Origin of the sequence: Bacillus sp. IS1, assembly GCF_032461585.1 — a bacterium.
GTDB lineage: Bacteria > Bacillota > Bacilli > Bacillales > Bacillaceae > Bacillus > Bacillus velezensis.
This window is the reverse complement of sequence record NZ_JAWCWR010000002.1, coordinates 410,728-437,116: the sequence shown is the minus strand read 5'-3', so window position 1 is coordinate 437,116 and position 26,389 is coordinate 410,728. Positions and strand designations below refer to the sequence as shown.

Annotated in this window: 32 protein-coding genes; 4 read left to right on the top strand and 28 right to left on the bottom strand. The window is 46.8% G+C overall.

The genetic code is table 11. From position 1 onward, the window contains the following. Positions 1 to 203: 203 nt before the first annotated feature. From spoIID to RUW00_RS10265, 4 genes are all read right to left on the bottom strand, one after another. A complete protein-coding gene (gene spoIID, locus RUW00_RS10280) occupies positions 204 to 1,235 on the bottom strand; it encodes a stage II sporulation protein D (protein WP_017418739.1) in 1,032 nt (343 codons plus the stop codon). Between the two features lie 199 nt (positions 1,236 to 1,434). After that, entirely contained in the window at positions 1,435 to 2,745 is a 1,311-nt protein-coding gene (gene murA / locus RUW00_RS10275) for a UDP-N-acetylglucosamine 1-carboxyvinyltransferase (protein ID WP_029972866.1), read from the bottom strand. A gap of 33 nt (positions 2,746 to 2,778) precedes the next feature. Next, positions 2,779 to 3,519 (bottom strand): YwmB family TATA-box binding protein, encoded by a 741-nt coding sequence (locus tag RUW00_RS10270; protein ID WP_061861620.1) that lies wholly within the window; start codon positions 3,517 to 3,519, stop codon positions 2,779 to 2,781. Between the two features lie 141 nt (positions 3,520 to 3,660). Further along, positions 3,661 to 3,891: a DUF1146 family protein gene (locus RUW00_RS10265; RefSeq protein WP_007614366.1), complete on the bottom strand. Its 231-nt coding sequence runs from the start codon at positions 3,889 to 3,891 to the stop codon at positions 3,661 to 3,663. Positions 3,892 to 4,063: 172 nt separating this feature from the next. On the opposite strand from RUW00_RS10265, the gene RUW00_RS10260 reads away from it, so the two are divergent. Further along, the gene (locus RUW00_RS10260) at positions 4,064 to 4,534 is read left to right on the top strand and encodes a hypothetical protein (protein ID WP_014419098.1); all 471 of its coding nucleotides are present in this window, start codon (positions 4,064 to 4,066) and stop codon (positions 4,532 to 4,534) included. 44 nt (positions 4,535 to 4,578) lie between these two features. On the opposite strand, the gene RUW00_RS10255 is transcribed toward RUW00_RS10260, so the two are convergent. From RUW00_RS10255 to spoIIR, 18 genes are all read right to left on the bottom strand, one after another. Then, positions 4,579 to 4,977, bottom strand: coding sequence for a F0F1 ATP synthase subunit epsilon (locus tag RUW00_RS10255; protein ID WP_003151176.1), 399 nt, complete (start codon positions 4,975 to 4,977; stop codon positions 4,579 to 4,581). 23 nt (positions 4,978 to 5,000) lie between these two features. Beyond that, the gene (gene atpD, locus RUW00_RS10250; protein ID WP_280144686.1) at positions 5,001 to 6,422 is read right to left on the bottom strand and encodes a F0F1 ATP synthase subunit beta; all 1,422 of its coding nucleotides are present in this window, start codon (positions 6,420 to 6,422) and stop codon (positions 5,001 to 5,003) included. Positions 6,423 to 6,447: 25 nt separating this feature from the next. Further along, positions 6,448 to 7,311, bottom strand: coding sequence for an ATP synthase F1 subunit gamma (gene atpG / locus RUW00_RS10245; protein ID WP_003151172.1), 864 nt, complete (start codon positions 7,309 to 7,311; stop codon positions 6,448 to 6,450). A gap of 75 nt (positions 7,312 to 7,386) precedes the next feature. Further along, positions 7,387 to 8,895, bottom strand: a complete 1,509-nt coding sequence (gene atpA, locus RUW00_RS10240) for a F0F1 ATP synthase subunit alpha (protein WP_017418736.1) — start codon at positions 8,893 to 8,895, stop codon at positions 7,387 to 7,389. A gap of 16 nt (positions 8,896 to 8,911) precedes the next feature. After that, positions 8,912 to 9,457, bottom strand: a complete 546-nt coding sequence (locus tag RUW00_RS10235) for a F0F1 ATP synthase subunit delta (protein WP_003151169.1) — start codon at positions 9,455 to 9,457, stop codon at positions 8,912 to 8,914. Further along, positions 9,454 to 9,966 (bottom strand): F0F1 ATP synthase subunit B, encoded by a 513-nt coding sequence (gene atpF, locus RUW00_RS10230; protein WP_003151168.1) that lies wholly within the window; start codon positions 9,964 to 9,966, stop codon positions 9,454 to 9,456. Before atpF ends, RUW00_RS10235 begins: the two co-directional genes overlap by 4 nt. A 142-nt stretch (positions 9,967 to 10,108) precedes the next feature. Next, positions 10,109 to 10,321, bottom strand: coding sequence for a F0F1 ATP synthase subunit C (gene atpE / locus RUW00_RS10225; protein ID WP_003151167.1), 213 nt, complete (start codon positions 10,319 to 10,321; stop codon positions 10,109 to 10,111). A gap of 45 nt (positions 10,322 to 10,366) precedes the next feature. After that, positions 10,367 to 11,101 (bottom strand): F0F1 ATP synthase subunit A, encoded by a 735-nt coding sequence (atpB, locus tag RUW00_RS10220; RefSeq protein ID WP_014419099.1) that lies wholly within the window; start codon positions 11,099 to 11,101, stop codon positions 10,367 to 10,369. A 7-nt stretch (positions 11,102 to 11,108) separates the two neighbouring features. Beyond that, positions 11,109 to 11,492, bottom strand: coding sequence for an ATP synthase subunit I (atpI, locus tag RUW00_RS10215; protein WP_003151155.1), 384 nt, complete (start codon positions 11,490 to 11,492; stop codon positions 11,109 to 11,111). Positions 11,493 to 11,910: 418 nt separating this feature from the next. Further along, the gene (upp, locus tag RUW00_RS10210) at positions 11,911 to 12,540 is read right to left on the bottom strand and encodes a uracil phosphoribosyltransferase (protein WP_014419100.1); all 630 of its coding nucleotides are present in this window, start codon (positions 12,538 to 12,540) and stop codon (positions 11,911 to 11,913) included. 134 nt (positions 12,541 to 12,674) lie between these two features. Beyond that, on the bottom strand, positions 12,675 to 13,922 hold the full coding sequence (gene glyA / locus RUW00_RS10205) for a serine hydroxymethyltransferase (RefSeq protein WP_014419101.1): 1,248 nt from the start codon (positions 13,920 to 13,922) through the stop codon (positions 12,675 to 12,677). A 147-nt stretch (positions 13,923 to 14,069) separates the two neighbouring features. After that, positions 14,070 to 14,612, bottom strand: a complete 543-nt coding sequence (locus RUW00_RS10200; protein ID WP_280144687.1) for a TIGR01440 family protein — start codon at positions 14,610 to 14,612, stop codon at positions 14,070 to 14,072. A gap of 13 nt (positions 14,613 to 14,625) precedes the next feature. Then, positions 14,626 to 15,075 (bottom strand): ribose 5-phosphate isomerase B, encoded by a 450-nt coding sequence (gene rpiB / locus RUW00_RS10195; RefSeq protein ID WP_021494811.1) that lies wholly within the window; start codon positions 15,073 to 15,075, stop codon positions 14,626 to 14,628. Between the two features lie 133 nt (positions 15,076 to 15,208). Further along, positions 15,209 to 15,664, bottom strand: coding sequence for a low molecular weight protein arginine phosphatase (locus tag RUW00_RS10190; protein ID WP_003151148.1), 456 nt, complete (start codon positions 15,662 to 15,664; stop codon positions 15,209 to 15,211). 72 nt (positions 15,665 to 15,736) lie between these two features. Continuing rightward, positions 15,737 to 16,294: a manganese efflux pump MntP gene (locus RUW00_RS10185; protein WP_022553919.1), complete on the bottom strand. Its 558-nt coding sequence runs from the start codon at positions 16,292 to 16,294 to the stop codon at positions 15,737 to 15,739. 68 nt (positions 16,295 to 16,362) lie between these two features. Further along, on the bottom strand, positions 16,363 to 17,403 hold the full coding sequence (locus RUW00_RS10180) for an L-threonylcarbamoyladenylate synthase (RefSeq protein WP_280144688.1): 1,041 nt from the start codon (positions 17,401 to 17,403) through the stop codon (positions 16,363 to 16,365). 156 nt (positions 17,404 to 17,559) lie between these two features. Beyond that, positions 17,560 to 18,003, bottom strand: coding sequence for a GNAT family N-acetyltransferase (locus tag RUW00_RS10175; RefSeq protein ID WP_007614382.1), 444 nt, complete (start codon positions 18,001 to 18,003; stop codon positions 17,560 to 17,562). Between the two features lie 70 nt (positions 18,004 to 18,073). Further along, on the bottom strand, positions 18,074 to 18,754 hold the full coding sequence (gene spoIIR / locus RUW00_RS10170) for a stage II sporulation protein R (protein ID WP_014419106.1): 681 nt from the start codon (positions 18,752 to 18,754) through the stop codon (positions 18,074 to 18,076). Positions 18,755 to 18,914: 160 nt separating this feature from the next. Between spoIIR and RUW00_RS10165 the strand changes: the two genes are divergently transcribed. After that, positions 18,915 to 19,289: a UPF0715 family protein gene (locus tag RUW00_RS10165; protein ID WP_003151143.1), complete on the top strand. Its 375-nt coding sequence runs from the start codon at positions 18,915 to 18,917 to the stop codon at positions 19,287 to 19,289. Here the strand turns inward: RUW00_RS10165 and RUW00_RS10160 are convergent. The 3 genes from RUW00_RS10160 to prfA all read right to left on the bottom strand — a co-directional run bounded on the left by RUW00_RS10160 (position 19,276) and on the right by prfA (position 21,557). Beyond that, complete coding sequence (locus tag RUW00_RS10160; protein WP_029325732.1) at positions 19,276 to 19,554, bottom strand: DUF5316 family protein; 279 nt, start codon at positions 19,552 to 19,554, stop codon at positions 19,276 to 19,278. The genes RUW00_RS10165 and RUW00_RS10160 overlap by 14 nt on opposite strands. 70 nt (positions 19,555 to 19,624) lie before the next feature. Continuing rightward, positions 19,625 to 20,485: a peptide chain release factor N(5)-glutamine methyltransferase gene (gene prmC / locus RUW00_RS10155; protein ID WP_015240760.1), complete on the bottom strand. Its 861-nt coding sequence runs from the start codon at positions 20,483 to 20,485 to the stop codon at positions 19,625 to 19,627. Between the two features lies 1 nt (position 20,486). Next, the gene (gene prfA / locus RUW00_RS10150) at positions 20,487 to 21,557 is read right to left on the bottom strand and encodes a peptide chain release factor 1 (protein WP_003151139.1); all 1,071 of its coding nucleotides are present in this window, start codon (positions 21,555 to 21,557) and stop codon (positions 20,487 to 20,489) included. A 111-nt stretch (positions 21,558 to 21,668) separates the two neighbouring features. On the opposite strand from prfA, the gene gloA2 reads away from it, so the two are divergent. After that, positions 21,669 to 22,052, top strand: a complete 384-nt coding sequence (gene gloA2 / locus RUW00_RS10145) for an SMU1112c/YaeR family gloxylase I-like metalloprotein (RefSeq protein WP_280144689.1) — start codon at positions 21,669 to 21,671, stop codon at positions 22,050 to 22,052. A 110-nt stretch (positions 22,053 to 22,162) separates the two neighbouring features. Continuing rightward, positions 22,163 to 22,726, top strand: coding sequence for a chromosome-anchoring protein RacA (gene racA, locus RUW00_RS10140; protein ID WP_021494805.1), 564 nt, complete (start codon positions 22,163 to 22,165; stop codon positions 22,724 to 22,726). Between the two features lie 33 nt (positions 22,727 to 22,759). On the opposite strand, the gene RUW00_RS10135 is transcribed toward racA, so the two are convergent. The 3 genes from RUW00_RS10135 to RUW00_RS10125 form a co-directional block, all read right to left on the bottom strand. Continuing rightward, positions 22,760 to 23,716, bottom strand: a complete 957-nt coding sequence (locus RUW00_RS10135) for an AEC family transporter (protein WP_007407608.1) — start codon at positions 23,714 to 23,716, stop codon at positions 22,760 to 22,762. 86 nt (positions 23,717 to 23,802) lie between these two features. Next, positions 23,803 to 25,500 (bottom strand): oxaloacetate-decarboxylating malate dehydrogenase, encoded by a 1,698-nt coding sequence (malS, locus tag RUW00_RS10130; RefSeq protein ID WP_007407609.1) that lies wholly within the window; start codon positions 25,498 to 25,500, stop codon positions 23,803 to 23,805. 276 nt (positions 25,501 to 25,776) lie between these two features. Then, complete coding sequence (locus RUW00_RS10125; RefSeq protein WP_014419111.1) at positions 25,777 to 26,367, bottom strand: thymidine kinase; 591 nt, start codon at positions 26,365 to 26,367, stop codon at positions 25,777 to 25,779. Positions 26,368 to 26,389 lie beyond the last annotated feature (22 nt).

The window sequence follows — 26,389 nt, the reverse complement described above, 5'->3', positions numbered from 1 at the left end:
TGAAAAGGGAAATAAATAGGACGGCGTTCCTCATTATTTTTGCGTATATTCACATAGAAGCGGCATTTTTATCAGTGATTTACACCCGGCGCTCAGCCTTCAATCGACATTTGTCAGCCTTTAGGCTTTCGTTATATGAGTCTGTTGGTTGCTTTACCGTTTATGGAATAGTTTTCAAAAAAAACAGACGCTCATGAAAGCGTCTATTTTTTCGCCATATATTTGTTTAAAAATGAATCTGCTTCGGAAATGTCCACTCCCTGATAATAATGCTTGACGATGTCCGCCACGGATTTCCCCTGCTGCGCCATGTAATTGGCACCGTACTGGCTCATGCCGACGCCGTGGCCGAATCCTTTTGTCGTAATGGTGATGCTGCCGCCGTTTCGTTTCCATTCAAAGTCGGCAGAACGGAGTCCGAGTTTTTCCCGGATGTCTCTTCCCTTCAGCTTTTTGCCGTTTATGACGGCCGTCGCCACTTGATGGCCCGGCGTTCTGGCTGTAATCTGTCCCACTGTGTTTTGTCCCGAGAGCTGTACGCCGAGCTTTTGCTGAAACTCCGGCACACTGAAGGTCTGGGTGGCGAGATATTTCGGCGATTGTTTATCCCACGGACTTTTCACGCTCTTTAAATAAGGAATGGCGCTTGTCCAATAGGCTTCCGCATTTTCCGTATACCCGTTGCTCGTAGAGAAGAAAGATGCCTCAATCGGCTTGTTATCGTACGTTAAAATCTTTCCTTGCGTGCCGGCGACCGCGTTTGTGATTTTCTTGAGGTTGTGTGCGTACTTAGAACCCCATTCTTTTTTCAGCTGGCTTTTGCTTTGATAGACTTGGAACATTTGCGTATCATCCACCAGTGATCCTTTCGGCGCCTGAACGGCTGAGTCAGCGACCATCAGTCTGACGATGAATGTCCGGGCGGCGAGCGCCTGGGCTTTTAAGGCCTCCGGTTTAAAGTTTGCGGGCATTTCGGAAGCCACGACACCGACCACGTACTCTTCAAGCGGAATGTTTTCTACAGAATGATTGGATGTCCGATAAACCGGAATGGATACAGGTGATTCTTTCAATGTTTCTGCTCCTTTTGTTTCTCGTGTGGTGTGTGCTGTTTTGTGTCCGGGCTCTCTGTTTACGGCTGCGCCTTTTTCTGCCTGAAACGGAAGGACGAGAATGGTGGGGACTAGAAGAATAAGTATACACAGCCCGGATAGTAGAAATACAATCGGTTTCATATATCAGCTGCCTCCTGCTTGGGATTCGACTCTACTTCATCTTATGGGCAGGGACAAGCTAATATGACTTCCTTTTGGACAGAATCTTTATTCCATTTTTCACGCGAAAAACGTATTCTTTTTTGGAAATCAGAGCATAATAATGATGATAAACCATAAAAAAACAGTATGCCAGATTGACATACTGTTTTTACAGCCATTATGCGTTTAGGTCAGTTACGACTTCTTTGCTTTCTTGTTCAGCGGCCGTTTCATCAACGACACGCTCGATGTCAGCGCCGAGAGCCGCAAGTTTTTGATGGAAATTCACATAACCGCGATCCAAGTGCTTCAGTTCCGTGACGCGTGTATGACCTTCAGCCACTAATCCCGCAAGAATCAGCGCCGCGCCCGCACGCAGGTCCGTAGCGGCAACTTCTGCGCCTTGCAGCTGTACAGGACCGTTAATGATCACAGAACGACCTTCAATTTTAATGTCGCCATTCATCCGGCGGAATTCTTCAGCATGCATAAAACGGTTTTCAAACACAGTTTCAGTAATCATGCTTGTTCCGCTCGCACGGAGAAGCAGCGCCATCATTTGCGACTGCATATCAGTCGGGAATCCTGGGTGAGGCATCGTTTTAATGTCGATCGGCTTCAGCTGGGCAGGACCGATGACACGAAGGCCTTCTCCTTCATCCGTAATTTTGACTCCCATTTCTTCCATCTTCGCAATTAAAGACGTAAGATGCTCAGGAACCGCACCTTTGACTAATACATTTCCTTCCGTGATAGCCGCAGCCACCATGAAAGTACCCGCTTCAATACGGTCAGGAATGATGTTGTGTCTTACGCCGCGAAGCTTCTCGACACCTTCAATTTTAATGGTGCCTGTGCCGGCTCCGCGGATTTTTCCGCCCATCGCATTGATATAGTTCGCTAAGTCAACGATTTCAGGCTCTTTTGCCACGTTTTCAAGCGTTGTTGTTCCTTCAGCTAAAGCAGCTGCCATAATCAAGTTTTCTGTCGCACCCACACTTGGGAAATCTAAATAGATTTTTGCGCCCTGCAGACGGCCTTCCACTTCTGCTTCAATAAAGCCGTTGCCTACTTTGATTTTTGCACCCATTGCTTCAAAGCCTTTTAAATGCTGATCAATCGGTCTTGAGCCGATTGCGCAGCCGCCTGGAAGCGCTACTCTTGAATGACCCGTACGGGCTAACAGAGGGCCCATAACAAGCACTGACGCGCGCATTTTACGCACATATTCAAAAGGTGCTTCTGTTTCTAAAGCGTAAGAAGCGTTTACGGTAACTTCATTATTCTCAAAATGCACATCTGCTCCTAAATGACGCAACACTTCGTTGATTGTATATACATCGGAGAGCGTAGGTACATCACATATTACGCTTTTTTCTTCACTTGCTAATAAAGATGCAGCGATAACTGGTAAAACGGCATTTTTTGCTCCTTCAACTTTCACTGTGCCGTTTAACTTCTGACCGCCGCGGACGATGATTTTTTCCAAGGTATTCCCCTCCGCGTCCCTATATTCTCTATATTAATATTCAGTCGTCACGATTGGTGTGCCAACCGTAACGGTATGTTTTTCGCCCATTCCCGCACTTCTAAGCGCAACTTGCACATTCATCTTATGTTTCGATGTCATGATGTAATCTGTCCACTTATATGTAAATGCAGAAACAGAAACGAAATGAGGCTCAACTACATGTTCAACTGGACTTGCTTCAAATTCTTTCATGAGCTGTTCTGCTTTTTTTTGCAAAACAATACTCATATTATCATTTAAATGACCCTTTAGACAAGTAAAAATAAATACTTTATTTTGAAATATGTCATGTGCCTGCCGTTCAAACTGTTCATATGTATCATTCCAGTTTTCCGGTTGCTCCGGGCTCATTTGCTCATATAATAAATACGAAGTTGGGTTCTGGTTTTTGAGGGTAGTGACGAGCTGCAGTTTAAAAGTTGTGTGATTTTTTTTGTCAGAATACGTGCCGACGGCCTTTACGATTTTATCTTCCCGCGCGGTTTTCCAGTGATATTGCGGATACTGCGTCTTCAGTTCTTTTACCTTGTCATCAAATTCACTCAGTGACAGGTTCAGATTTTCTTTCGCATGAAGCGTCCATTCATCTACAGTGACCTGCTGCCGCTCCATTCCTTCGGCAATCTGGGCAAGCGGAGACAGCTCACTTGCATGAATGGAATGAAATACCGCTATTAAGGCGCTTAAAAAAACAAAAAATAAGATGATGCGGCCTGCTCTTTTTTTCTTCATACCGATCTCTCCCCCTTACTCCCATTTTTGCCGGAGCCGGGGAAAGCGATACATGGAAAACTTCGTCAAAACTCGCCAAGCGGGTGAAGAAAAATTGGTTGCTCACCCAGCGATTCCCTTCATTTCAACAGACGAAACATCTTAAAATAAGTATGGAAGCTGTTTCGAATAGGTAAGATAATCTAAAAAGAAGTCAGCGACTGCCGTACCGATCGCAATGGTAAGAAGAATGATCAGCAGCCTCGCCTGCACTATTTTTCCTTTTCGGATCAGCGGATCAAAGTTGACGGCCTGAAGCGCCCACCATGTCACCGCAATGCATACCAGGTGAACCAGGATGCTGATTGCGGCCTGCTGCCCCAATACATTCACAAATCCCATCTCCTTTCATTTTTTCCGCCCCTCATATCCTCTCTTATTATATAAGAAGAAGAGAGAAAGATGATCATTTTTACATCAGAATTTTTATCCAAAATTAGGGGCAATCCCCGCTTAAATGTCCGTTCTCCGGCATGATATACTTTTTTGGAAAGGAGATGGGAATATGAATCATTCCTTTTTTCATCCGGAAAAGCAGTATGGAGAAACACTTCCCGTATTTGACCACGAGTGGGAAGCGATAGCATTCTACTATGATTATAGACAGTCTCAAACAGAGGAACTGAAAGAATTATGTCAGTTTTTCAACATTTCTCTTGATTATTCACGCGGCAGCCTGCTGGAAGTGGAAGCTCTTTACTTCCGCAGCATAAAAGAGCTGCTTTTGGCGGATTGGAACCTGCCGATTGACGAATTTGAGAAAATGCTCAGTGTGTATGTCATCGATTGCGCCATCCGACACCATGACGATGCCGAATGGGTCGTCAAACCTTATCCGTATACGGACGGCGCCTATACGACGGGTGTGCGGAGAGGAAACAAAACGTGGCACACCGACAACTGCTGCGAACATTTATATCTGCAAAAAGAAGAGGATCATCCGCTTATCGGCGTCTATGAATCTCTTATGCGTTAATATAGAAAAAGAATCCTTCTCAGACAGCCGAGAAGGATTCTTTTTTAGTTTCCTGCAACATCCAATCTGTTTACAGCCCGCTGTAGCGCAAGCTCAGCCCGACGAATGTCAGTATCATCTGATCGTTTGTTCAAACGGTCTTCCGCCCGCTTTTTCGCAGCAAGGGCGCGCTCTTTATCAATGCTTTCCGCTGTTTCAGCGGCTTGTGCAAGGATAGTGACCTGATCAGGACGGACTTCTAAAAATCCGCCGCTGACAGCCGCCAATTCGGTCTGCCCGTCTTTTTTAAGGCGGACAGCGCCGATTTTAAGCGGAGCCACGGTCGGAATATGGCCAGGCAAGATACCGAGATCACCGCTCTCGGCTCTTACACTTACCATTTCAATATCAGCATCATATACTGGGCCGTCGGGAGTAACGATATTGACTTTAACGGTCTTCATGCTTTTACCCTCCTAGGACCAGATTAAACTTCTACACCCATCTCTTTTGCATTCTCAATGACTTCTTCAATGCGTCCCACAAGACGGAATGCATCTTCCGGAAGATGGTCATATTTACCGGAAAGGATTTCTTTAAAGCCTCGTACCGTTTCTTTAACAGGCACGTAAGAACCCTTTTGTCCCGTAAACTGCTCAGCTACGTGGAAGTTTTGAGAAAGGAAGAACTGGATACGGCGGGCGCGGTGAACGACAAGCTTGTCTTCTTCACCTAATTCGTCCATACCGAGAATCGCGATAATATCCTGAAGTTCTTTGTAACGCTGAAGCGTTGACTGGACTTCACGCGCCACCGCATAATGCTCTTCTCCGACAATTTCCGGAGCAAGCGCGCGGGAAGTGGAAGCCAGCGGATCAACCGCAGGGTAGATACCCATTTCAGTTAATTTACGCTCAAGGTTAGTCGTTGCATCCAAGTGAGCGAACGTTGTCGCCGGAGCCGGGTCAGTGTAGTCATCGGCAGGCACGTAGATCGCCTGGATAGATGTAACTGAACCAACGTTTGTAGACGTAATACGCTCTTGAAGCTGACCCATTTCTGTCGCAAGCGTCGGCTGATAACCAACCGCAGAAGGCATACGGCCGAGAAGCGCGGAAACCTCTGAACCCGCTTGTGTGAAACGGAAAATGTTATCGATAAAGAACAGTACGTCCTGTCCTTGTTTATCACGGAAATGCTCAGCCATTGTAAGACCTGTCAGTGCTACACGCATACGTGCGCCCGGCGGCTCGTTCATTTGTCCGAAGACCATGGCTGTTTTCTTGATAACGCCTGAATCGCTCATTTCGTAGAAAAGGTCGTTCCCTTCACGAGTACGCTCTCCTACACCGGCGAATACGGAAATACCGCCGTGCTCTTGCGCGATGTTGTTGATTAATTCCTGGATTAATACGGTTTTACCTACGCCGGCGCCGCCGAACAAACCGATTTTACCGCCCTTAATGTAAGGAGCAAGCAAATCAACAACTTTAATACCTGTTTCAAGAATTTCAACTTCTGTTGAAAGCTGATCGAATGAAGGAGCTGATCTGTGGATCGGGTCCTTTTGAGCATCCGCAGGCAGCGGTTCATTTAAATCAATTTTATCTCCCAGTACGTTAAATACGCGTCCGAGAGTCACATCACCGACAGGAACAGAAATCGGCGCACCTGTATCAACAGCTTCCATTCCGCGCTGAATTCCGTCCGTAGATGCCATGGCAATTGTACGGACTGTATCATCGCCTAAATGAAGAGCAACCTCTAGCGTTAGGTCGATGCCTACTTCATTTTCGCCTGTAGCTGGCTGTGAAACTTTAATCGCATTATAAATCGCAGGTAAGTGGCCGTCCTCGAAACGTACGTCGACAACCGGTCCAAGCACCTGACTTACGCGTCCTTTCTTCATCGCTATCCCTCCTGACAAAATCTTTCTATTCTAAAGCGGCTGCACCGCCGACAATTTCGGTAATTTCTTGTGTAATCGCCGCTTGACGCGCGCGGTTATATGATAGCGAAAGTGAATCAATGAGTTCTTTCGCATTATCAGTCGCATTTTTCATTGCTGTCATTCTCGCAGCGTGTTCACTTGCTTTACTGTCAAGAAGCGCGCCGTAAATTAAGCTTTCCGCATATTGAGGAAGCAGCACTTCGAGCACCTCTTCTTCATCCGGTTCGAACTCGTAAGAAGCCGTGCGCTTCCCGCCGCTCGTTCCGAAATCCGTTAAAGGCAGCACTTTTTTCTCCGTCACTTCCTGTGAAATCGCACTGACGAAATGGTTATACACCAAATGCAGTTCATCAAAAGCGCCGTCGATAAACATTTGAACCGTCTGACGGGTCAAATCTTTAATCTGAGCAAAAGTGACCTCGTCGCCAAGCCCCACTAACTCAGACAAAATCGGCATTTCCCGTTTTTTGAAGAAATCGCGGCCGACTCTGCCGATTGCAATCACCGTGTATTCATCTTTAGACTGATGGCGTTCTTGAATGGTGCGGTAAGCGTTTCGCAAAACCGAACTGTTAAACGCACCCGCAAGCCCGCGGTCAGACGTAATGACGAGATACGCCGTCTTTTTCACTTCTCTTGAGACAAGCATCGGGTGTTTCGCGTTTTTCGCGCCTTTTCCGACGTTAAACACAACCTCCTGGATCTTATCCATATACGGAGCAAATGACTTCGCGTTGGTTTCCGCACGGTTCAGCTTCGCAGCGGATACCATCTGCATGGCTTTTGTAATCTGGCTTGTTTTTTTCGTTGACGTGATCCTTGACTTAATATCGCGTAATGAGGCCAAAGATTTCACCACCTTTATTCTTCATTTGCGTAAAAAGAGAGAAAAAGAGAACCTTTTTCTCTCATCTTCTAAGGGTTAGTTGCTTGGTGCAAATGTGCGTTTGAAGCCTTCGATTGCAGCTTTGAAGTCTTCATCAGCAGGAAGGTTTCCTGTTTTCGCAATGCCGTCAAGCAGATCTTTATGGTTTTGATCAAGGTACATGTAGTACTCTTCTTCAAAACGTCTGATATCCGCAACCGGAATATCATCAAGATATCCTTTTGTCAGCGCATAAAGAATGGCTACCTGTTTTTCAACCGGAAGCGGTTTATTCAAGTCTTGCTTCAGCACTTCAACTGTACGCGCACCGCGGTTCAGTTTCGCCTGAGTCGCCTGGTCAAGATCAGATCCGAATTGGGCGAACGCTTCAAGTTCACGGTATGAAGCCAGGTCAAGACGCAATGTTCCCGCTACCTTTTTCATCGCTTTGATTTGGGCTGATCCGCCGACACGGGATACGGATAATCCGGCATTGATCGCAGGACGCACGCCTGAGAAGAATAGGTCGGATTGAAGGAAAATCTGTCCGTCAGTAATGGAAATGACGTTTGTCGGGATATAAGCGGAGATATCTCCTGCTTGTGTTTCGACGAACGGCAGCGCCGTAATTGATCCTGCGCCTTTTGCGTCACTCAGTTTGGCTGCGCGCTCAAGCAGACGGGAGTGAAGATAGAATACATCCCCAGGGAATGCTTCACGGCCCGGCGGACGGCGAAGAAGCAATGACAGCTCACGGTAAGCGGCCGCTTGTTTGGATAAATCATCATATACGACGAGAACGTGCTTGCCGTTGTACATGAATTCTTCACCCATTGTCACCCCTGCATACGGTGCAAGGTACAGAAGCGGAGCCGGCTGTGAAGCGGACGCTGTCACGACAATCGTGTAATCAAGCGCGCCATGCTTACGAAGTGTTTCCACTACGCCGCGCACTGTAGATTCTTTTTGACCGATCGCTACGTACACACAGATCATGTCTTGATCTTTTTGGTTTAAGATTGTATCAATCGCAACAGATGTTTTACCTGTCTGACGGTCCCCGATAATCAGCTCACGCTGTCCGCGGCCGATCGGAATTAACGCGTCGATCGCTTTGATACCCGTTTGCAGCGGCTCATGTACTGATTTACGGTCCATTACGCCTGGAGCCGGGCTTTCGATCGGACGTGTTTTGCTTGTCAGAATCGGACCCAGTCCGTCTACCGGCTGTCCGAGCGGGTTGACGATACGTCCGATTAATTCTTCACCTACAGGAACTTCCATGATGCGGCCCGTTCTTTTGACCTCATCACCTTCACGGATATCTCTGTAAGGTCCTAAGATAACGATACCTACGTTGGATTCTTCAAGGTTTTGAGCCATACCCAAAACGCCGTTTGAAAACTCAACAAGTTCACCGGCCATACAATTGTCAAGGCCGTGCACACGCGCAATACCGTCTCCGACTTGGATGACTGTACCTACGTCATGAACTTCAATTTCAGATTGGTAATTTTGAATTTGCTGCTTTATCAGCGTGCTAATCTCTTCAGCTTTGATGCTCACTTAGGTTTCACCCCTTCTATCGATTTCCTCCGGCAAGTTGACGTTCCATGCGCTCAAGCTTTCCGCTCACGCTTCCGTCATAAATCCGGTTTCCAATGCGGACTTTAATGCCGCCTATTAAATCCGTCTGCACTTCATTTCTGATTCTGAGCGAAGCGATTCCGGCTTTCTTTGCAAACACTTGAGACAATGATAACATTTCCGCTTCTGACAGCGGTTTTACTGAATAAACAACCGCGTCCTCTGTCTGACGGGCCTGATTGGCAAGTTTGATAAACTCGTCTGTGAGATCAGGCACAATCGAAGACCGGCGGCGGTCAATCAGAAGAAAAATCGTATGCAGCACAGACTCAGACAGTGCGCCGAACGATTGCTGAATCAGCTCTTTTTTCTTAGCGGCCGATACCTTCGGATGGCTTAACACTTCCTGTAATCCGGCTTCGTTCCGGAACACTTCTTTTAGTACGGTAAGCTCTTCTTCGATTTCATTGATTTGAGAAGTCTCAACGGCAATGTCGAAAAGCGCTGACGCGTATCGTTTAGAGACAGCAGATCCACTCATCGGCTTTCTCCTACCTCTTTAAGATAGTCCTGAATCAGTTGTTCCTGGGCTTGTTCATCAAGCTCTTTTTCAATCACTTTCGATGCGATTAAGACAGAAAGTGATGCGACTTGCTCGCGAAGTGCGGAAACCGCTTGTTCTTTTTCTTTGACAATTTCGGTTCTCGCCGCTTCTTTCAATCTTTCAGACTCGGCACGTGCAGCCTGAATAATGTCTTCCTTCTGCTTTTCACCCAGTTTTTTCGCATTTTCAATGAGTGATTGTGATTCCTGTTTCGCTTCTTTTAAAAGAACGCGCTGCTCTTCAATCAGCTTCTGCGCTTCTTTATTTCTTTCTTCAGCGGACGTAATTTCGCCGGCGATATGATCTTCACGCTGTTTCATTATATTTAATAGCGGTCCAAGAGCGAATTTCTTGAGAAGCGCTAATAAAACTAACATAGCTAACAATTGGAATAGGATATCTCCGCCGTTAAACGACAGTCCTAATTCAAGAGGTAATTGAGACATCTACTACGGCAACTCCCTTCTGCAGGTTTTCTCTGCTGATAAAAAGCCGTTTCGGTACGGCCTGCTTATCAGACATAAAGCAATGGCGAAGGTTCTCTTAGAGTGATCTTCGCCATTTTTAGTTCATATAAGGCTTTTTTGCTTAGCCAAAGAACGCTAAGAACGCGATAACGACAGCGATAATCGGAAGGGCCTCAACCAATGCGATACCCATGAACATAAGAGTTCTAAGTTCTTTTCCTGCTTCCGGCTGACGGGCGATTCCCTCTACCGTACGTGAAACGATCAGACCGTTACCAATACCTGCACCAAGTGCACCTAAACCGATTGCAATTGCAGCTGCTATTAAATTCATGAAAAAGTTCCTCCTTTAAAATGTTATCCGAATGGATATATGATTTTAATGATCATGACTGATTTTGTGTGACATGTACACCATCGTCAGCATCGTAAAGATAAATGCCTGGATGGTACCGATGAACAAGCTGAACGCCTGCCATGCAAGCATCGGAAGAATGGCTCCGACTGTGCCGACCAAACCGAGAAAGAAGCTGTTTGAGTAGAAATTCGTCGCCAGATTCGCAAGCAGGCCAAGAAGAATTTCCCCGGCGAAAATGTTACCGTAAAGACGAAGTCCGAGTGTCAGCGTATTCGCAAACTCCTCAATGATCTTCATCGGGAACATAAGCGGAACCGGTCTGAGGTAATCCTTAGAGTATTCCTTCAAACCTTTCATCTTCACGCCGTAATAGTGCGTTAACGACACAACCATAACGGCTAGAGTCAGAGTAATAGCCGGATCGGCCGTCGGTGATTTCCACCAAAGCTCGTGTCCGACCGTTACAGAAAACGGCAGCCCCAGCATATTTGATACAAATATGTACATCAGCAAGGTTACACCAAGCGCCAAGAAGTTAGCCCCTGTTTTTAAATCCATTGTACTGCCTATAATATTGCGGACAAAATCAACAATCCATTCCATGAAGTTCTGGGCTTTTCCCGGACGGATAGACAGCGTTCTCGTAGTGAGAATCGCAATCAGCAGCACAATCACACTTGCCACAGTAATCATCAGAATGTTTGTCAGATTAAAAGTAAGACCAAACAAATCAATAGTTCTGTAATCGTGATTCAATGGGTTTTCACCTCTCTTCCATTGATGAACGTTTGAGCTGAATAATGGAATCTATCATAATGACGGGATAAATTGTCATTAATCCAATAATCACACTTGCCACACTGACTTTATCGGGATATTTAAAGGCGACAGCCATCGCAAGTATCGCATTGCACCAACGCGCTGCGCTCCCGAGTGATCGTATGGACTTTCCTTTCGCCACGGCCTTGTCAAAAGCATTCATTCTTCTGGTCAAGAGCCACAAATTAAACAAACTGAAAACAGTTCCCAAAAAGAGGCCTAAAAAAACAGTTTTATACGCCGTAAGACCATATCCCAGCAAATAGATTGCTAAGATCACAAATACATATCTTCGTTGTCTGCTGAATGTAAGATTGGGATCGTCCATCAACTATCTGTCTCCTGATGAAAATGTAATATAATTCCTGGATACGGCAAAACATGCGGTTAACCCTTGCAGAAGGCCTTTTTTGTCCGCAAAACGGCCTGTTCGAAAAAACCACTCATCCTCCTGATGCCACGGGATGCTGTTTCATTCGCTTAGATAAATCCTCATATAACGGGTTTTTTTGGAGGATTTAAAATGAGGATGGATACTAGAAATGAAAGGAATGAAAACCTTCTCATAATACCCTCGTTTAGCATACAATAGCCCCTAACATGTGTCAATCTGTTTAAAGTTAAAAAACTTTTTATACCGGAAGCATACACAGAATGTTCACAAATTCACCTATAAATGTATGAACTCTGCCCATTCAGCAAATATCTGGATAAAAAAAGAAAACCCCTGAATGAGGTTTTCCGATTTATTTGGTTCCGTACAGTCTGTCACCCGCGTCACCGAGGCCCGGAACGATATAGCCTTTTTCATTCAGTTTTTCATCAAGGGCGGCGATATAAATATCAACGTCAGAATGATGTTTCATCAGCTCTTCCACGCCTTCCGGAGCCGCTACAAGACACATAAAACGAATGTTTCTCGCGCCGCGCTTTTTCAGGCTGTTTATCGCTTCCACCGCAGAGCCTCCCGTAGCAAGCATCGGATCCACGACAATAAATTCGCGTTCTTCTACATCAGAAGGAAGCTTGACATAGTATTCCACCGGTTTTAAGGTTTCCGGATCACGGTATAATCCGACATGTCCCACTTTAGCGGCCGGGATTAATTTCAGCATGCCGTCAACCATTCCGAGACCCGCTCTCAGGATCGGCACGATACCGAGTTTCTTCCCTGAAATCACTTTGGATGTCGCTGTTTGAACAGGTGTTTTCACTTCCACTTCTTTAAGAGGAAGATCACGTGTAATTTCAAACGCCATCAGTGATGCAACTTCGTCCACCAGGTCTCTGAAATCCTTTGTGCCTGTATTTTCATTCCGAATATATGTCAGCTTATGCTGGATTAAAGGATGATCAAATACGTAAACCTTTCCCATACTGTGTTCAGCTCCTTTTTTGTTGTCCGAGTGACTTTTTCACACTTCTATTGATTCTACAGAAAAAGACAAACAGTTTCAAGAAAATCATAAAAAAACCCGCCGGATTAAGGTTCCGGCGGGTTTCTTCCTTATTAATAGTCCAGTTCTTTATATAAAGGAAACTTTTCAGTCAAGGCAGATACGCGCTGTCTCGCTTCTTCAAGTTTTGCTTCGTCTTCATGATTTTTCAGCGCGAGGCCGATGATGGCGCCGACTTCTTCAAGCGCGTCACCGTCAAATCCGCGGCTTGTCACAGCTGCCGTACCGAGACGGATTCCGCTTGTGACGAACGGTTTTTCCGGGTCGTAAGGGATCGCGTTTTTATTAGATGTAATGCCGATTTCATCAAGAACGTGTTCAGCGACTTTTCCGGTCAGACCGAGAGAACGGAGGTCGACAAGCACAAGGTGGTTATCCGTTCCGCCTGATACGAGCTGAATGCCCTCTTTGTTCAGAGACTCAGCCAGGCGCTTCGCGTTCGAGATGACGTTTTGCGCATATGTTTTGAACTCATCTTCAAGCACTTCTCCGAAAGAAACGGCTTTGGCCGCGATGACATGCATAAGCGGTCCGCCTTGGATTCCCGGGAAAATGGATTTATCAATCTTTTTGCCGAACTCTTCACGGCAAAGGATCATTCCTCCGCGGGGTCCGCGAAGTGTTTTGTGAGTCGTTGTCGTTACAAAGTCAGCGTAAGGAACCGGATTCGGATGAAGACCGGCTGCGACAAGACCCGCGATATGCGCCATGTCGACCATGAAGTAAGCGCCGACTTCATCAGCGATTTCACGGAATTTTTTAAAGTCGATCGTGCGGGGGTACGCGCTCGCTCCGGCAACGATGAGTTTCGGCTTATGCGCCAGCGCTTTTTCACGCACATCTTCATAATCTATATATTGCGTGTCTTTATCGACACCGTATTCTACAAAGTTGTATTGAACGCCGCTGAAATTAACCGGGCTTCCGTGTGTTAAGTGGCCGCCGTGGGAGAGGTTCATCCCGAGCACCGTGTCGCCGTGCTCTAAAATCGTGAAGTAAACAGCCATGTTCGCCTGAGCGCCTGAGTGCGGCTGAACGTTTACATGCTCAGCTCCGAAAATCTCTTTCGCGCGGTCGCGGGCGATGTCCTCGACGACATCAACATGCTCACAGCCGCCGTAGTAGCGTTTGCCGGGGTAGCCTTCAGCATATTTGTTTGTTAAAACGGAGCCTTGTGCTTCCATTACCGCTTCCGTCACGAAGTTTTCAGAAGCAATTAATTCGATCTTAGTCTGTTGACGCTTACGCTCATCTTTGATGGCGTTAAACACTTGTTTGTCTTGTACAGGTAAATGTTTCATCAGCGAGATCCTCTCCTATCAGTTTCCTGTTCTTTATTTTTACCACCCTTATTGTACATGGTTTTTCAGGTGAATGTAACAGCTTATTTAAAAAAATCACAAAATTTAATTAGAAAACACGAACATTATATAGGAAAAGTATTTTCATCATTCGCATTCATAAACGGCGCGAATTCCGCCTATCAGCTTCGGTCTTGTCCGGGCCATCGTCACATGTGCTTCTCCAAGCTCACGGCTTGAAATCCGGACAGGGACGGCAACGGGTTTCAGATGCATGCCGATGAACGTATCGCCGATGTCAATCCCGGCGTCAGCCTGAATCGATTCGGCGAGCACGGGAGAACGCATCTGCCGGTATGCATAAGAGGCCATCGCTCCGCCCGCTTTCGGGACGGGGACGGCTGAAACAATGGGGAGCCTGAACCGCTCGGCCGTTTCCGCTTCAATGACAAGCGCCCTGTTTAAATGCTCGCAGCATTGAAAAGCAAGATGCACACCCGTTTTTTCCTTAAACCGGTTAAGTCCGCCGTATATCAATTCAGCCCAATCCCCGCTTCCGGCGGTGCCGATCCGGCTTCCGGCGGCTTCACTTGTACTGCACCCGATCACCAGCAGACTGCCGTCCGTCAGTCCTGCCTGCTCTTGAAACTCAATCAGCATGTCCGTCCATTTTTGCTTCATCTCTTCCATTGTCCAGCACCTCTTACAGATTTTTTTCTTCGTAATCTGCGATTTTGCCGATCCGCCGTTCGTGGCGGCCGCCCGTAAATTCAGTCGTCAGCCAGACTTTTGCGATTTCGCGCGCCAGCCCCGGGCCGATGACGCGTTCGCCCATCGCAAGAACATTCGTGTCATTGTGTTCACGTGTCGCTTTTGCGCTGAAGGTGTCATGGGCAAGCGCACAGCGTATGCCCTTTACCTTATTTGCGGAGATGCTCATGCCGATGCCTGTGCCGCAAATTAAAATTCCCCTGTCAGCTTCGCCGTTCACCACTTTTTCCGCTACCGGAAAAGCGTAGTCTGAATAATCGACAGAGCCGTCGCCGCATTCACAGCCCATATCAATGTATTCAATCTGCAATTCATCCAAAAGACTTTTTATTTCTTCGCGGATATGGACGCCGCCGTGATCTGACGCAATAGCTACTTTCATTCATTTACCTCCTAGGTGTGGCTGGGCGAAGACAGCCCAGTGTGCTTGTCCTTTTTATTACGAAATCCGTTGATTTCATTCTACTCTTTCACATTCGTTTTGCAAATGACCTGTTTGCAGATTTTCTGACAGATTACTTGCTTTTTCCGTCAAGCAATTGATCAGCCAAAAGGGTCAGCAGCTCCTCCAGTTCGTCCCGCGTCTGTTTATAAACATCAAGCGGACCGCCGAACGGATCAGAGATATCGCCGTTTTCCCCCGTTACGTATTCTTTAATGGTAAAGACTTTGCCCTGACTGTTTTGATATCGGCCTTCAATCAGCTGTTTGTGCTGTTCAGTCATCGCCAGCACCAGATCAGCCGTCTCGATATGTTCTTCCGATAAGGGAGATGAACTGTGATTGAGAGCGATCCGTTTTTCAAACAGCGCTTCTACGGCATGGGCCGACGCTTTTCCGTGCGGAGACGCGAATACGCCGGCCGAGCTTACGCTGACATCCAGCCCTTTCGTTTCTGCAATGGATTTAAAAAGAGCCTCAGCCATAGGACTGCGGCACGTATTGCCTGTACATACAAAGATTATTTTCATGTCCGTCACCTCTTACTGCCTATTATAAATGAAGAAAAAAGAAACGGCATCTTCGTTTCTTTTTTACGTATCTTATATCGGTAAAAGCAGTTTCAGCCCGAATCCGATCAAAATGGCTCCGCCAAGCGCTTCGCTGTAGGAGCCGAGCCACGACTGCACCTTTCTTCCCGCCAAAAGGCCCGCCCATGTTAAAACGGTGCTGAAAACCCCGAACAGCGTAACGGCCAGAAACGGATTGGAGCCGTTCATCCCGAGACTGAGCCCGACAGAAAAGCTGTCCAGACTGACACCGATCGCAAACAGCAACAGTCCCGAGCCTGCCGGAGATATGAGCGGCCCGTCTGATTGTTTAAACGCGGCAATGATCATCTGCACCCCTAAAATGAAGAGAAGAGATCCGCCGATGTAAACGGCGAGCATCCCCAGAAAACCGGACAGCAGATGCCCGGCCGCCATTCCCGTAAGCGGCATCATGACATGAAACAGCCCGATGACAACCCCTATATGAAAAATCTGTTTTTTCTTCAGCTGAATCATTCCCATCCCGAGCCCGACGGAAAAGGCATCCGTCCCCAAAGCAAATGCCATGATGCTTAAGGAGACAAGTTCCCCGATGAATAGATTCGACATGAAATAAAAACCCCCTTGGACGTGCCCGCTTGTTTAGCTTATGCATGTCCGATAAGGGGTAGAACAAGTTAATGGATAACGGTGCCGCCTGCGGCTTTCATCAGCCTGTTCATAATGGCGAGCCCCACTCCGGTATCCGGAAAGGACTCAGAAATAATCATGTCCACTTCCGCTTCATCAAAGCTGCGGAGCGCATCGTATAAGGCGGACGCCACTGTTTCAAGGTCGGCGCGTCTGCCGCAGACCTTGATATAATCAGCCTGGTAACTATCGGCGTTCTCTTCTGTTGTCAGAATGCCGATTCGTTTCCCCCGGCTTTTATATGTGTCTGCCAGTTCTTGAATTCTCCGGGCGCCGCCGTCGGCAATAGCCATCGGCGCAGAAGGCGCGTAATGTGTATATTTCATACCGGGAGAAATAGGAACCTCATCTTCTTCGGTCAGCCCTTTATCCACAAGAACCGGACCGGCGGCGGATTCAATCTGCTCTTTTGTCACGCCGCCCGGACGAAGCAGCACGGGCTGTTTCCCCGTACAGGACAGAACGGTTGATTCCACTCCGATTCCCGTCGCGCCGCCGTCCACAATACCGGCAATGCGTCCGTTTAAATCATGAGCTACATGCTCGGCCTTCGTCGGGCTCGGTTTTCCTGATAAATTGGCGCTCGGCGCGGCGATCGGCAGTCCGGCCGAGCTGATGAGGGCTAATGCTACCGGATGATCAGGCATTCTGACCGCTACCGTTTCAAGTCCCGCGGTGACACGGGGTGACAGCACACCGGGCTTACACGGCAGGACAAGGGTCAGTGCTCCCGGCCAGAATAGCTTCATAAGCTTTTTCGCCGTCTCAGGAATATGGCTGATAAAACGATCAAGCTGGCTGATATGGGATATATGCACAATCAGCGGATTATCGCTCGGCCTTCCTTTCGCCTCATATATTTTCGTTACGGCTTCCGTATTTTCAGCGTTAGCGCCCAGTCCGTAAACGGTTTCTGTCGGAAAAGCCACAACCTCATTCTGCCGGAGCAATTCCGCGGCTTGTGTAATCTGGGGATCGGTTGTGGATAATTCTGCGGAACAATCCACAAACCATCTTCTTGTTTTCATGTATAACCAAACTCCTTATTTTAAAGCGGTAAAACTTTATTTTCTCTCGTGTATTCCTTTTGAAAGTATAAAAGATGTCCTTTAATAAAACAAGTGTTATCCACAAACTGTGGACAACACTTTTTAATAAGTGGATAACCTTGTGTATAAGTTAGATCAGGCAGAGGTTTTCACCATTAAAAACGAACCTTCTGTGCATAACGAATTGCGGAAATGTTCGGACGTATACAGTTCATCAGGCGCATCGGCGCACGCTTCAAATCCCATCACATTCAGAAACTCAGCAGATGAGGGCTGATTGGCGACTAAGTAGACATCTTGAATCTCATGTTTTTTGCACAGCACATCCATACTTTGAAACAGTGTAACGATATGGCTTTGATTCAGCCTGTCCGACATGACGAGTGAACGGAGAAGCCCTTTTCCGCCGCTGAATTTTTCGATCCCGAGACAGGCGGCAATCTTTTTTTCACTGTCTTCCAGCACGATAAAACGGCTGATCTGCTGATCGATTTCCGCATGTGCCGTATCAGCCTTTTTCAAAAAGGCCTCCAGCGCCTCCGTATCTTGATCTCTTGCCACTCTTAGCTGATAAAACATATATTTCCCTCCGTTTCGATCAACTCTTTCTTCCAATCTATGAATCGAATCCGGATTTATGCCTTTTGCTTCAGGAAAATAGATCTGAAATCCAATCGACGAGGAAAAACTTCACTTCCGTATCATCGTCATCTTTCTTTTCTTTCTTCGCTTTATCAGCCTTTGCTTTTACGTCATCCAGCACTTTTTTAGTCTGTTTCTGCGTTTCTTCCTGCTTCTGTCCGCCGTCTTCCTGATCTTTCACCGCTTCGCCGTTTGAGAAATCAAGGAAGCACAGCGGCGGAAACAAGACGCACCACCAGTTGGCGCCCTCGCCATTGCCGAGTGTAATTAAAATCGCTTCATATTTTCCGGCCGGATAGACCATATTGCCGTACAGCTTTGTCGGAAACGAGATTTTATTGAATTGAACTGAAACGGATTGATGCGCACCCTTTTCTTTCATCGTTTGTTTGGCGATTTCTTTAATTTCAGGAAGCTTCGAACGAATGAGCCGCCGCGCTTCTTCAATGGAAGTGATATCTTTCACCCAGTCCGTGATTTGCTTGTTTACAGCATCTCTGATCTGGCGCTTGAGCTTTTGATCCTCATCGTTATCACTGTTGGCCAAAATCCTGAGCCGGATCGCTTCATCCGGTATGACGACGGGCTCATCGGCTGATGCCCGCGCTGTTTCTTCTTTTGTCAAACCCGCAAGCGCTCCTGATAATAAAAGAAAAATATATATGCAGATCATCATTGTCTGTTTCATCGGTCCTCACCGTTCCTCTCCGTGCTTTTTTTATCTAGTCCCATTATGGACATGACGGAAAAGGTTTAAACCGGCGGGAAGAAAAAAATCTAGCAAGCTGATAATCTGCATTGACAGATTCAAAATATGGTACGATATTATTTTGATAGGAGGTTTTCAGATGAAATATAATTACACCGTGCTGCTGTCGGCGGCATGTATGTCTGTCATTTATTCTATTTTGTATGTTCATCAATTCATTATCGCGGCTTTCATTTCGATGGCGTTTTATTTTTTGTTTCCTTATTTGATTTTTGCGCTGCCGCTTCAATACTTTCTGAATAAAAAGCCGAAGAGATTTCATCCGCTGTATTTTCTTTATTATTTAGGGGTGTCATTCATTGCGAACGGGATCATCTTCGGTCTTTTGCAGCCGTCAGGCCAATCTCTGTTTTCTAATTCAGCCTTTTATATCTTTGCGGTTTTAACAGCCGTCGTCTATTGGGTGTGGGATTCCGTATTGCTGCAAAGACAAAATCCGGCTACAGAAGCGTAATCAGCAGACAGCCGGCTGAAGGGAGAGCGGCGCAAAAGAAAACGGCGGCCATCTTTAAACGGGCGTGCCGTCCTTCTTCTGTTTCAGAATGATAATTGGCCCGCTGCTCCGCTCCGCTTACGGCCAACCCGGAAACGATGATCGCTGTGACGATAAGTACAGCCGTAACGGCGCCGAAAATGATGTCAAAACCAAACGGCAGAACAAACCCCGCCGCATAAGCTGCGGCGGCGAGTATACATCCGAAGGCGAACGCTTTTTTCAAGGCTGATGCCCCTTTCATTTTCTTTCCATTGTAACAAAAGCCCGCCGTGTGCGTCACCGGCGGGCTTTTGTTATGATGTGATGACCGCGGATACGGTTCTGTCTTTTCCGTTGATGTCCTGTACGACTTCCACTTCCGCATTCGGAAAGGAATGACGGAACAGGTCTTTCACCGCTTTCCCCTGATTATATCCGATTTCAAAGACGACAAGCGCTTTATCTTTCATGACAAGAGGCAGCTCCTCCATAAACCGCTTGTAGAATTTCAAACCGTCACCGCCGTCCGTAAGAGCATGAAGCGGCTCATGGAAACGGACGATATCCGACAAATCCGCCATTTCTTCTTCAGAAATATACGGCGGATTGGAAACAATAATATCCGCTTTTTTTCCTGATGAAATAAAAGGAGTTAACAGATCTCCCTGCAAAAAACACACGTCCGCTCCGAGGTTTTGCGCATTTCTTTCCGCCACCTGCAGCGCTTCTTTTGAAATATCCGAAGCCGATACTGAAAAATGTCCGCATTCAAGCGCGAGCGTCACCGCAATGGCTCCGCTCCCCGTACCGATATCAATGACGTTCAGGCGTTCTGCCTCGGAAAATGCCCGCTTCTGTCTGTCCAGCAGATGAAAGACGACTTCTTCCGTTTCCGGACGCGGAATGAGAACATCGTCATTCACAAAAAATTCCCTGCCGTAAAACTGTTCTTTCCCGATAATATATTGAATCGGAATACCTTCCTTATGCATCTCCACGTGCCGTCTGAATCGATAAAGCTCGTCCTCGCCGACGGGCTCCTGCAGACTTGCGAGAAGTTTGCTCCGATCCATTCCGGTATCATTTAACAGCAGCAGCTCGGCCGCGTTTTTTTCTCTTCCCGCTTCGGTTAAATAAGAAGAAGCCCAGCTTAGGGCTTCAAAAACGGTCTTCATCTTAATTTTCCGCCTGCTGGAGCTTGCTTGACTGGTCTTCTACGATTAACGCTTCAACCACTTCATCAAGCTTGCCTTCCAGGATTTGATCCAGCTTTTGAATCGTCAGGCCGATGCGGTGATCCGTCACACGGTTTTGCGGGAAATTGTATGTGCGGATACGCTCGGAACGGTCGCCTGAACCGACGGCTGATTTGCGGGTCTGATCATATTCAGCCTGAGCTTCCTGCTGGAATTTGTCATAGATTCTGGCGCGGAGCACCTTCATCGCTTTTTCTTTGTTTTTAATCTGAGATTTTTCATCCTGACAGGATACGACGACACCGGTCGGTAAATGCGTCAGGCGTACGGCTGACATCGTCGTGTTTACGCTTTGTCCGCCCGGTCCGCTTGATGCGAATGTATCGACGCGGATGTCTTTTTCGTGGATGTCCACTTCTACTTCTTCCGCTTCAGGAAGACACGCCACCGTCGCCGTGGATGTATGAATACGGCCGCCTGATTCCGTTTCCGGAACACGCTGTACGCGGTGCGCGCCATTTTCATACTTCAGCTTGGAGTATGCGCCTTTTCCCGTAATCATAAAGATGATTTCTTTGTAACCGCCCGTTCCGGTCACGTTTGCTTCCATGACTTCAGTCTTCCAGCCTTGGATTTCGGCGTAACGGGAGTACATTCTGTAGAGATTTCCCGCAAACAGCGCGGCTTCTTCTCCTCCCGCTGCTCCGCGGATCTCCATGATTACGTTTTTGTCATCGTTCGGGTCTTTCGGGATGAGGAGCACTTTCAAACGCTCTGATAAGGTTTCCGTCTCTCCCTGCAGTTCGGAGATTTCTTCCTTCACCATTTCTCTCATATCGGCATCAAGCTTTTCCTCAAGCATCGCTTTCGCATCGGCAAGCTGTTCTGATGCGTCTCTGTATTGTCTATAGACTTCAACGGTTTCTTGTATATCAGATTGCTCTTTCGAATATTCTCTAAGCTTTTTCGGATCGTTGACCACTTCCGGATCACTTAAAAGCTCATTTAATTTTTCGTATCGTTGTTCAATTGACTGTAAACGGTCTAACACGGTCTTCACCTCTGTTTTCCTGTGCGTAACATTCTCATTATAGTATAGGGCTTATCGCCAGTCAAAAGCAATTCGCCTCTGTTATACTGAAGCAAAAAAGGAGGGGCGGATATGCTGAAATCCATCCACCATATAGCAATCATATGCTCTGATTATGAAAAGTCGAAAGCTTTTTACACCGAGATTCTCGGTTTCGGCATTATAAAAGAAACATACCGAAAGGATCGCGGATCTTATAAACTTGATCTTGCGCTGGACGGCGCGTACGCGATTGAATTGTTTTCCTTTCCCGATCCGCCCGAACGGCCGACCAGACCGGAAGCCGTGGGTCTCCGGCATCTCGCTTTCACCGTAAACGATCTTGAAGCAGCCGTCAGGGAGTTAAAGGAAAAGGGCGTCGGCACAGAACCGATCAGAACCGATCCGCTGACGGGGAAACGGTTTACCTTCTTCTTCGATCCCGACAAGCTTCCGCTTGAATTGTATGAAGCGTAACGTTTTTTGAAGAAATGCCGCTTTCTTTGGCGAATTCCTTCTTGTTTTGTCTAACATGAAGGGAACGCCGCCTCATGGTCGAATACCTAGCAAAAAGGAGGTATGTGATCATGAATACAAACATGGCCGCGAAAGAGCTCGGTGTCTCCGCAAAAACGGTGCAAAGGTGGGTCAAGCAGCTGAATCTTCCGGCTGAACGGAATGAGCTCGGACATTATTCCTTTACACCTGAGGATCTTGATGTGCTGAAATCGGTCAAACGGCAAATTTCTGAAGGCACTGCCCTTCTGGATGTTCAAGTGCCCCGGCAGCCGAAAAAACGGACGGGCTTCATTTTGCAGCGTCCGAAAATCAATGGCGGCGCTGAACAAAGATTGGCAGAGCTGGAGCGCAAACTGGACATTCTCACGAAAGAGAAACAAGGAGAGAACCATCTGCTTTCAAGGATAGAGGAGCTTGAACGCCAGCTGAAACAAAAGGCGGATGAAGGGGTGTCTTATCAGCTTCTTCAGCACAGACGGGAAATTGACGACCTCAATTCCGAATTGCAGACATTGGCCTCCCGCATCCAGGAACTTGCCCAGACAGCTCCCCTCTCAGAAACAGCCGCTTCTTCAGAACATAAGAAACCCAGAAAAAAAACGAGATTTTCGCCTTTTAAATTTCAATTCTAACTAAAAAAGCTCCCTGAAACAGGGAGCTTTTCATTATGCAGTCAGCGCAATGATGATCGGCAGTGAGATTAGAGATAAAATCGCACTGATTACAAACGCGGACGCAGTTTCTTCCTCTTGTTTTTCGAAACGTGTGGCAATCATCGCCGCTACCGCAGATCCAGGGAATGCAACGAGCAATACCGCTTTAGTGATCTGGTCAGCCGGAAGTCCGACTGCAAGAGCGATCAAGTACATCAGCGCAGGCTGAACGGCAACTTTTAACAAAGCGATACCGAAAGCCGGCAGACTGAGCTTAATGTTGCGGATACCGACAGTTACACCGACGGCGAAGAGCGCAACACCTGATGTTGTGCTTCCGAGCTGATCAAGCATTTTTTCTCCCAAGCCAGGGAGTGTTACACCGCAGAGTACCAGAATGATACTGATAAGCGGTGCAGCCGCAAGCGGTTCGGAAAGACCGTGAAGAATAGACTTACCAGTCATTTTCCAGAAGTTCTCATTTTCAGTGTCTTTTTTCTTAGATGACTCACCGACAGTAGCGATAATGATCGCAAGCGGGTCAAGGATGGCGTTAACCACGATACCCGTAACGGCGATAGGAATCGCTACTTCGCTTGCTCCGAATAAGCTTCCTAGTACGGGAATACCCATAAAAGCAAATGTCGGCTGTGCAGAGTTTAAAGAAAATACAGATGAATTCGTTAAATCATACTTGAAGATAAATTTGCAAACCAACAGAATGACGATAAAGAATCCGACAATCCCAATGATCAAAGCGACCATCAAAGGAACCTGTGATAAAAACGCACTTCTTGAAGTGGTTAAAATACTTGCGATAAAATGCGCCGGAAGCGCGTACTTCGTAACTAAGGTGCTTACCCCTTTTGCTGACTTCGCGTCATAACTTCCGAAGCGACCTGCGAACCATCCCAGCACGATCACGAAAAAGATCGGCGCCAGGAGGATTAAAATATCTAAGAAGCTCAAAATGTTCTCCTCCAAATCCTTAATGTCCGTATACTTTAGCCTTTACATAAAAGCTTTCCCTCGGACTGTAAAATTAATCGTAAAAATTATTTAGCGACAACTTGCTTATATTGCGGTTTCCACATTGCATCAAGAACGGCTTGTTCTACATTTTCAGGAATGCGGTTTGCCACGCCTTCTTTAATGGCAGTTTCCGCTACGGCGATCGCAACTTTAATTGAAACTTCTTGTAAGTCGCTCATGCTCGGCAGAAGGCCTGCACCCGGTGTTTCAAAATCAACGCTTTCTGCGATTGCGTCAGCAGTTGCCGCAAACATTGCAGGAGTAATCACTTTCGCTTCTACAACGATTGAACCGAGACCAAGTCCAGGGAACGCGAATGCGTTGTTAGATTGTCCGATTTCATGAGAAACGCCATTGTACTCTACATTGTCAAACGGGCTTCCTGTCGCCACAAGCACTTTGCCGTCAGTCCATTTGAAAAGATCGCTAGGAACGGCTTCAGCAAGCGGTGTCGGGTTAGACATCGGCATGATGACCGGACGCTCAACGTGTTTTGCCATTTCTTTGACGATTTCTTCACTGAACGCGCCGCTTTGGCCTGATGTACCGATTAAGATTGTCGGTTTCGCTTGACGGATCACTTCAATGAAAGGAATTTGTCCATTTTCATCGCGTTTCCAATCTTTAATTTCTTCAGCTGTGCGCAGGTACGGCTCTTGGAAATCAAGGATGTTTTCCATACCTTCTATTAACAAGCCTCTGTAGTCCATTGTGTAGAACGCTTTGTTGGCTTCTTCTTCAGAAAGACCGGCAAGCACCATAGTGTCGCGGATTTGGTCAGCGATTCCGATTCCGGCAGATCCCGCACCGAAGACAACCACACGCTGGTCTTTAATAGACGCGCCTGTTTTCTTCATAGCCGCAAGCACACCTGCAAGCGTAATCGCACCTGTTCCTTGAATGTCATCGTTGAATGTAAGAATTTCATGGTTGTATTTCTTCATGATATTGCGCGCGTTTTTGTTTCCAAGGTCTTCCCAGTGAAGAAGAGCTTTAGGGAAATATTTAAGCGCAGCTTTTACATAAGCGTCAACGAAAGCTTCGTAACGTTCGCCTTGGATACGTTCATGGCGGTTACCGATGTATAAAGGATCGTTCAGAAGTTTTTCATTGTTCGTACCGACGTCAAGAACGACAGGAATGACGCGGCTTGGGTCAATACCGGCAGCAGCTGTGTATACCGCTAATTTACCGATGGCGATGTTGATACCGCCTACACCCCAGTCACCGATTCCGAGGATGCTTTCTGAGTCTGTCGCAACGATCAGATCAATATCTCCGGCAGTGGCATGAAGGTTTTCAAATGCCTCTTCGATTCCTTCCACGTTGTCGATAGAAAGGTAAATTCCTTGAGGTCTTCTGTACTCATGACTGTATTCTTGAATCGCTTCACCGACAGTCGGTGTGTAAACAACCGGCAGCATTTCACGAAGATGGTTTTGAAGCAATTTAAAGAAAAGAACTTCGTTACGGTTTTGCAAATCATTCAAATATACGTTTTGGCGAAGGCGGTCCGGCTGAGCTTGAAACTGCTCGTATGCGCGTTTTGCCTGCTCATCAAGAGACAGAATTGTCGGAGGAAGCAGCCCGTCTAATCCAAGGCTTTTTCTTTCTTCTGCTGAAAACGCAACACCTTTATTTAAAGTAGGGATAGATAGAACTTCTTTTCCTCTTAAAGTAGTTTCTAAGTTGCCTTCCTTCGTTACTTTAATATTATTCAAGAAAATCTCCTTCTTTCTTCAAATAGTTAACAAAGTTAAGTAATTACCCGTTTTGGCTAGTGTGATCGCGATCTGCTATATCTTTTTTTGACAATTATTCGAACAATGTCTCATAACTATTTACATTACTTAGTCATTTTATGCCTGTAAAAATGAAAATTCAAGAGATGAAAATTACTTAATTTTTTCATACTCTTTTTTAAGTTATTTAACTACAATTTTTGAAAAAACGTCAAAAAAACACCGGATTTTTTACCGATGTTTTCATGAAAAGGGTTATTTATCAGACTGTTTTTTCGGCACTTCGTGATGATGTCTGCATCTCGCTTCGTATGACTCCGACGCGCCGACTAAAATGACCGGATCATCATAGGAAGCGGGCTTCCCGTCAATCAAACGCTGCGTACGGCTTGCCGGCGACCCGCACACGGAGCAGACCGCCTGCAGCTTCGTCACCGATTCGGCAACCGCCATCAGATTCGGCACCACGCCGAACGGCTCTCCCCGGAAATCCATATCAAGTCCGGCCGCGATGACACGATAGCCTTTATCCGCAAGCGAGGATAAGTCGCCGATGATCGATTCGCCGAAAAACTGCACCTCATCTACCGCGATGACGTCCGTGCTTTCACTGATATGATCCCATATTTCAGCCGAAGACGAGATGACGTGGCTTGTCATGGATGTGCCGTTGTGAGAAACGACGGCCTCCTCACTGTAGCGATTATCAATAGCAGGTTTGAACACCTTGACCTCCTGCTTCGCATATGTCGCTCTTTTCACTCTGCGGATCAGCTCTTCTGATTTCCCAGAGAACATGCTGCCGCATATCAGCTCAAGCCATCCGCTTTGCTTCATTATGTACATAGGCTATCCGCTCCCCTTTTTT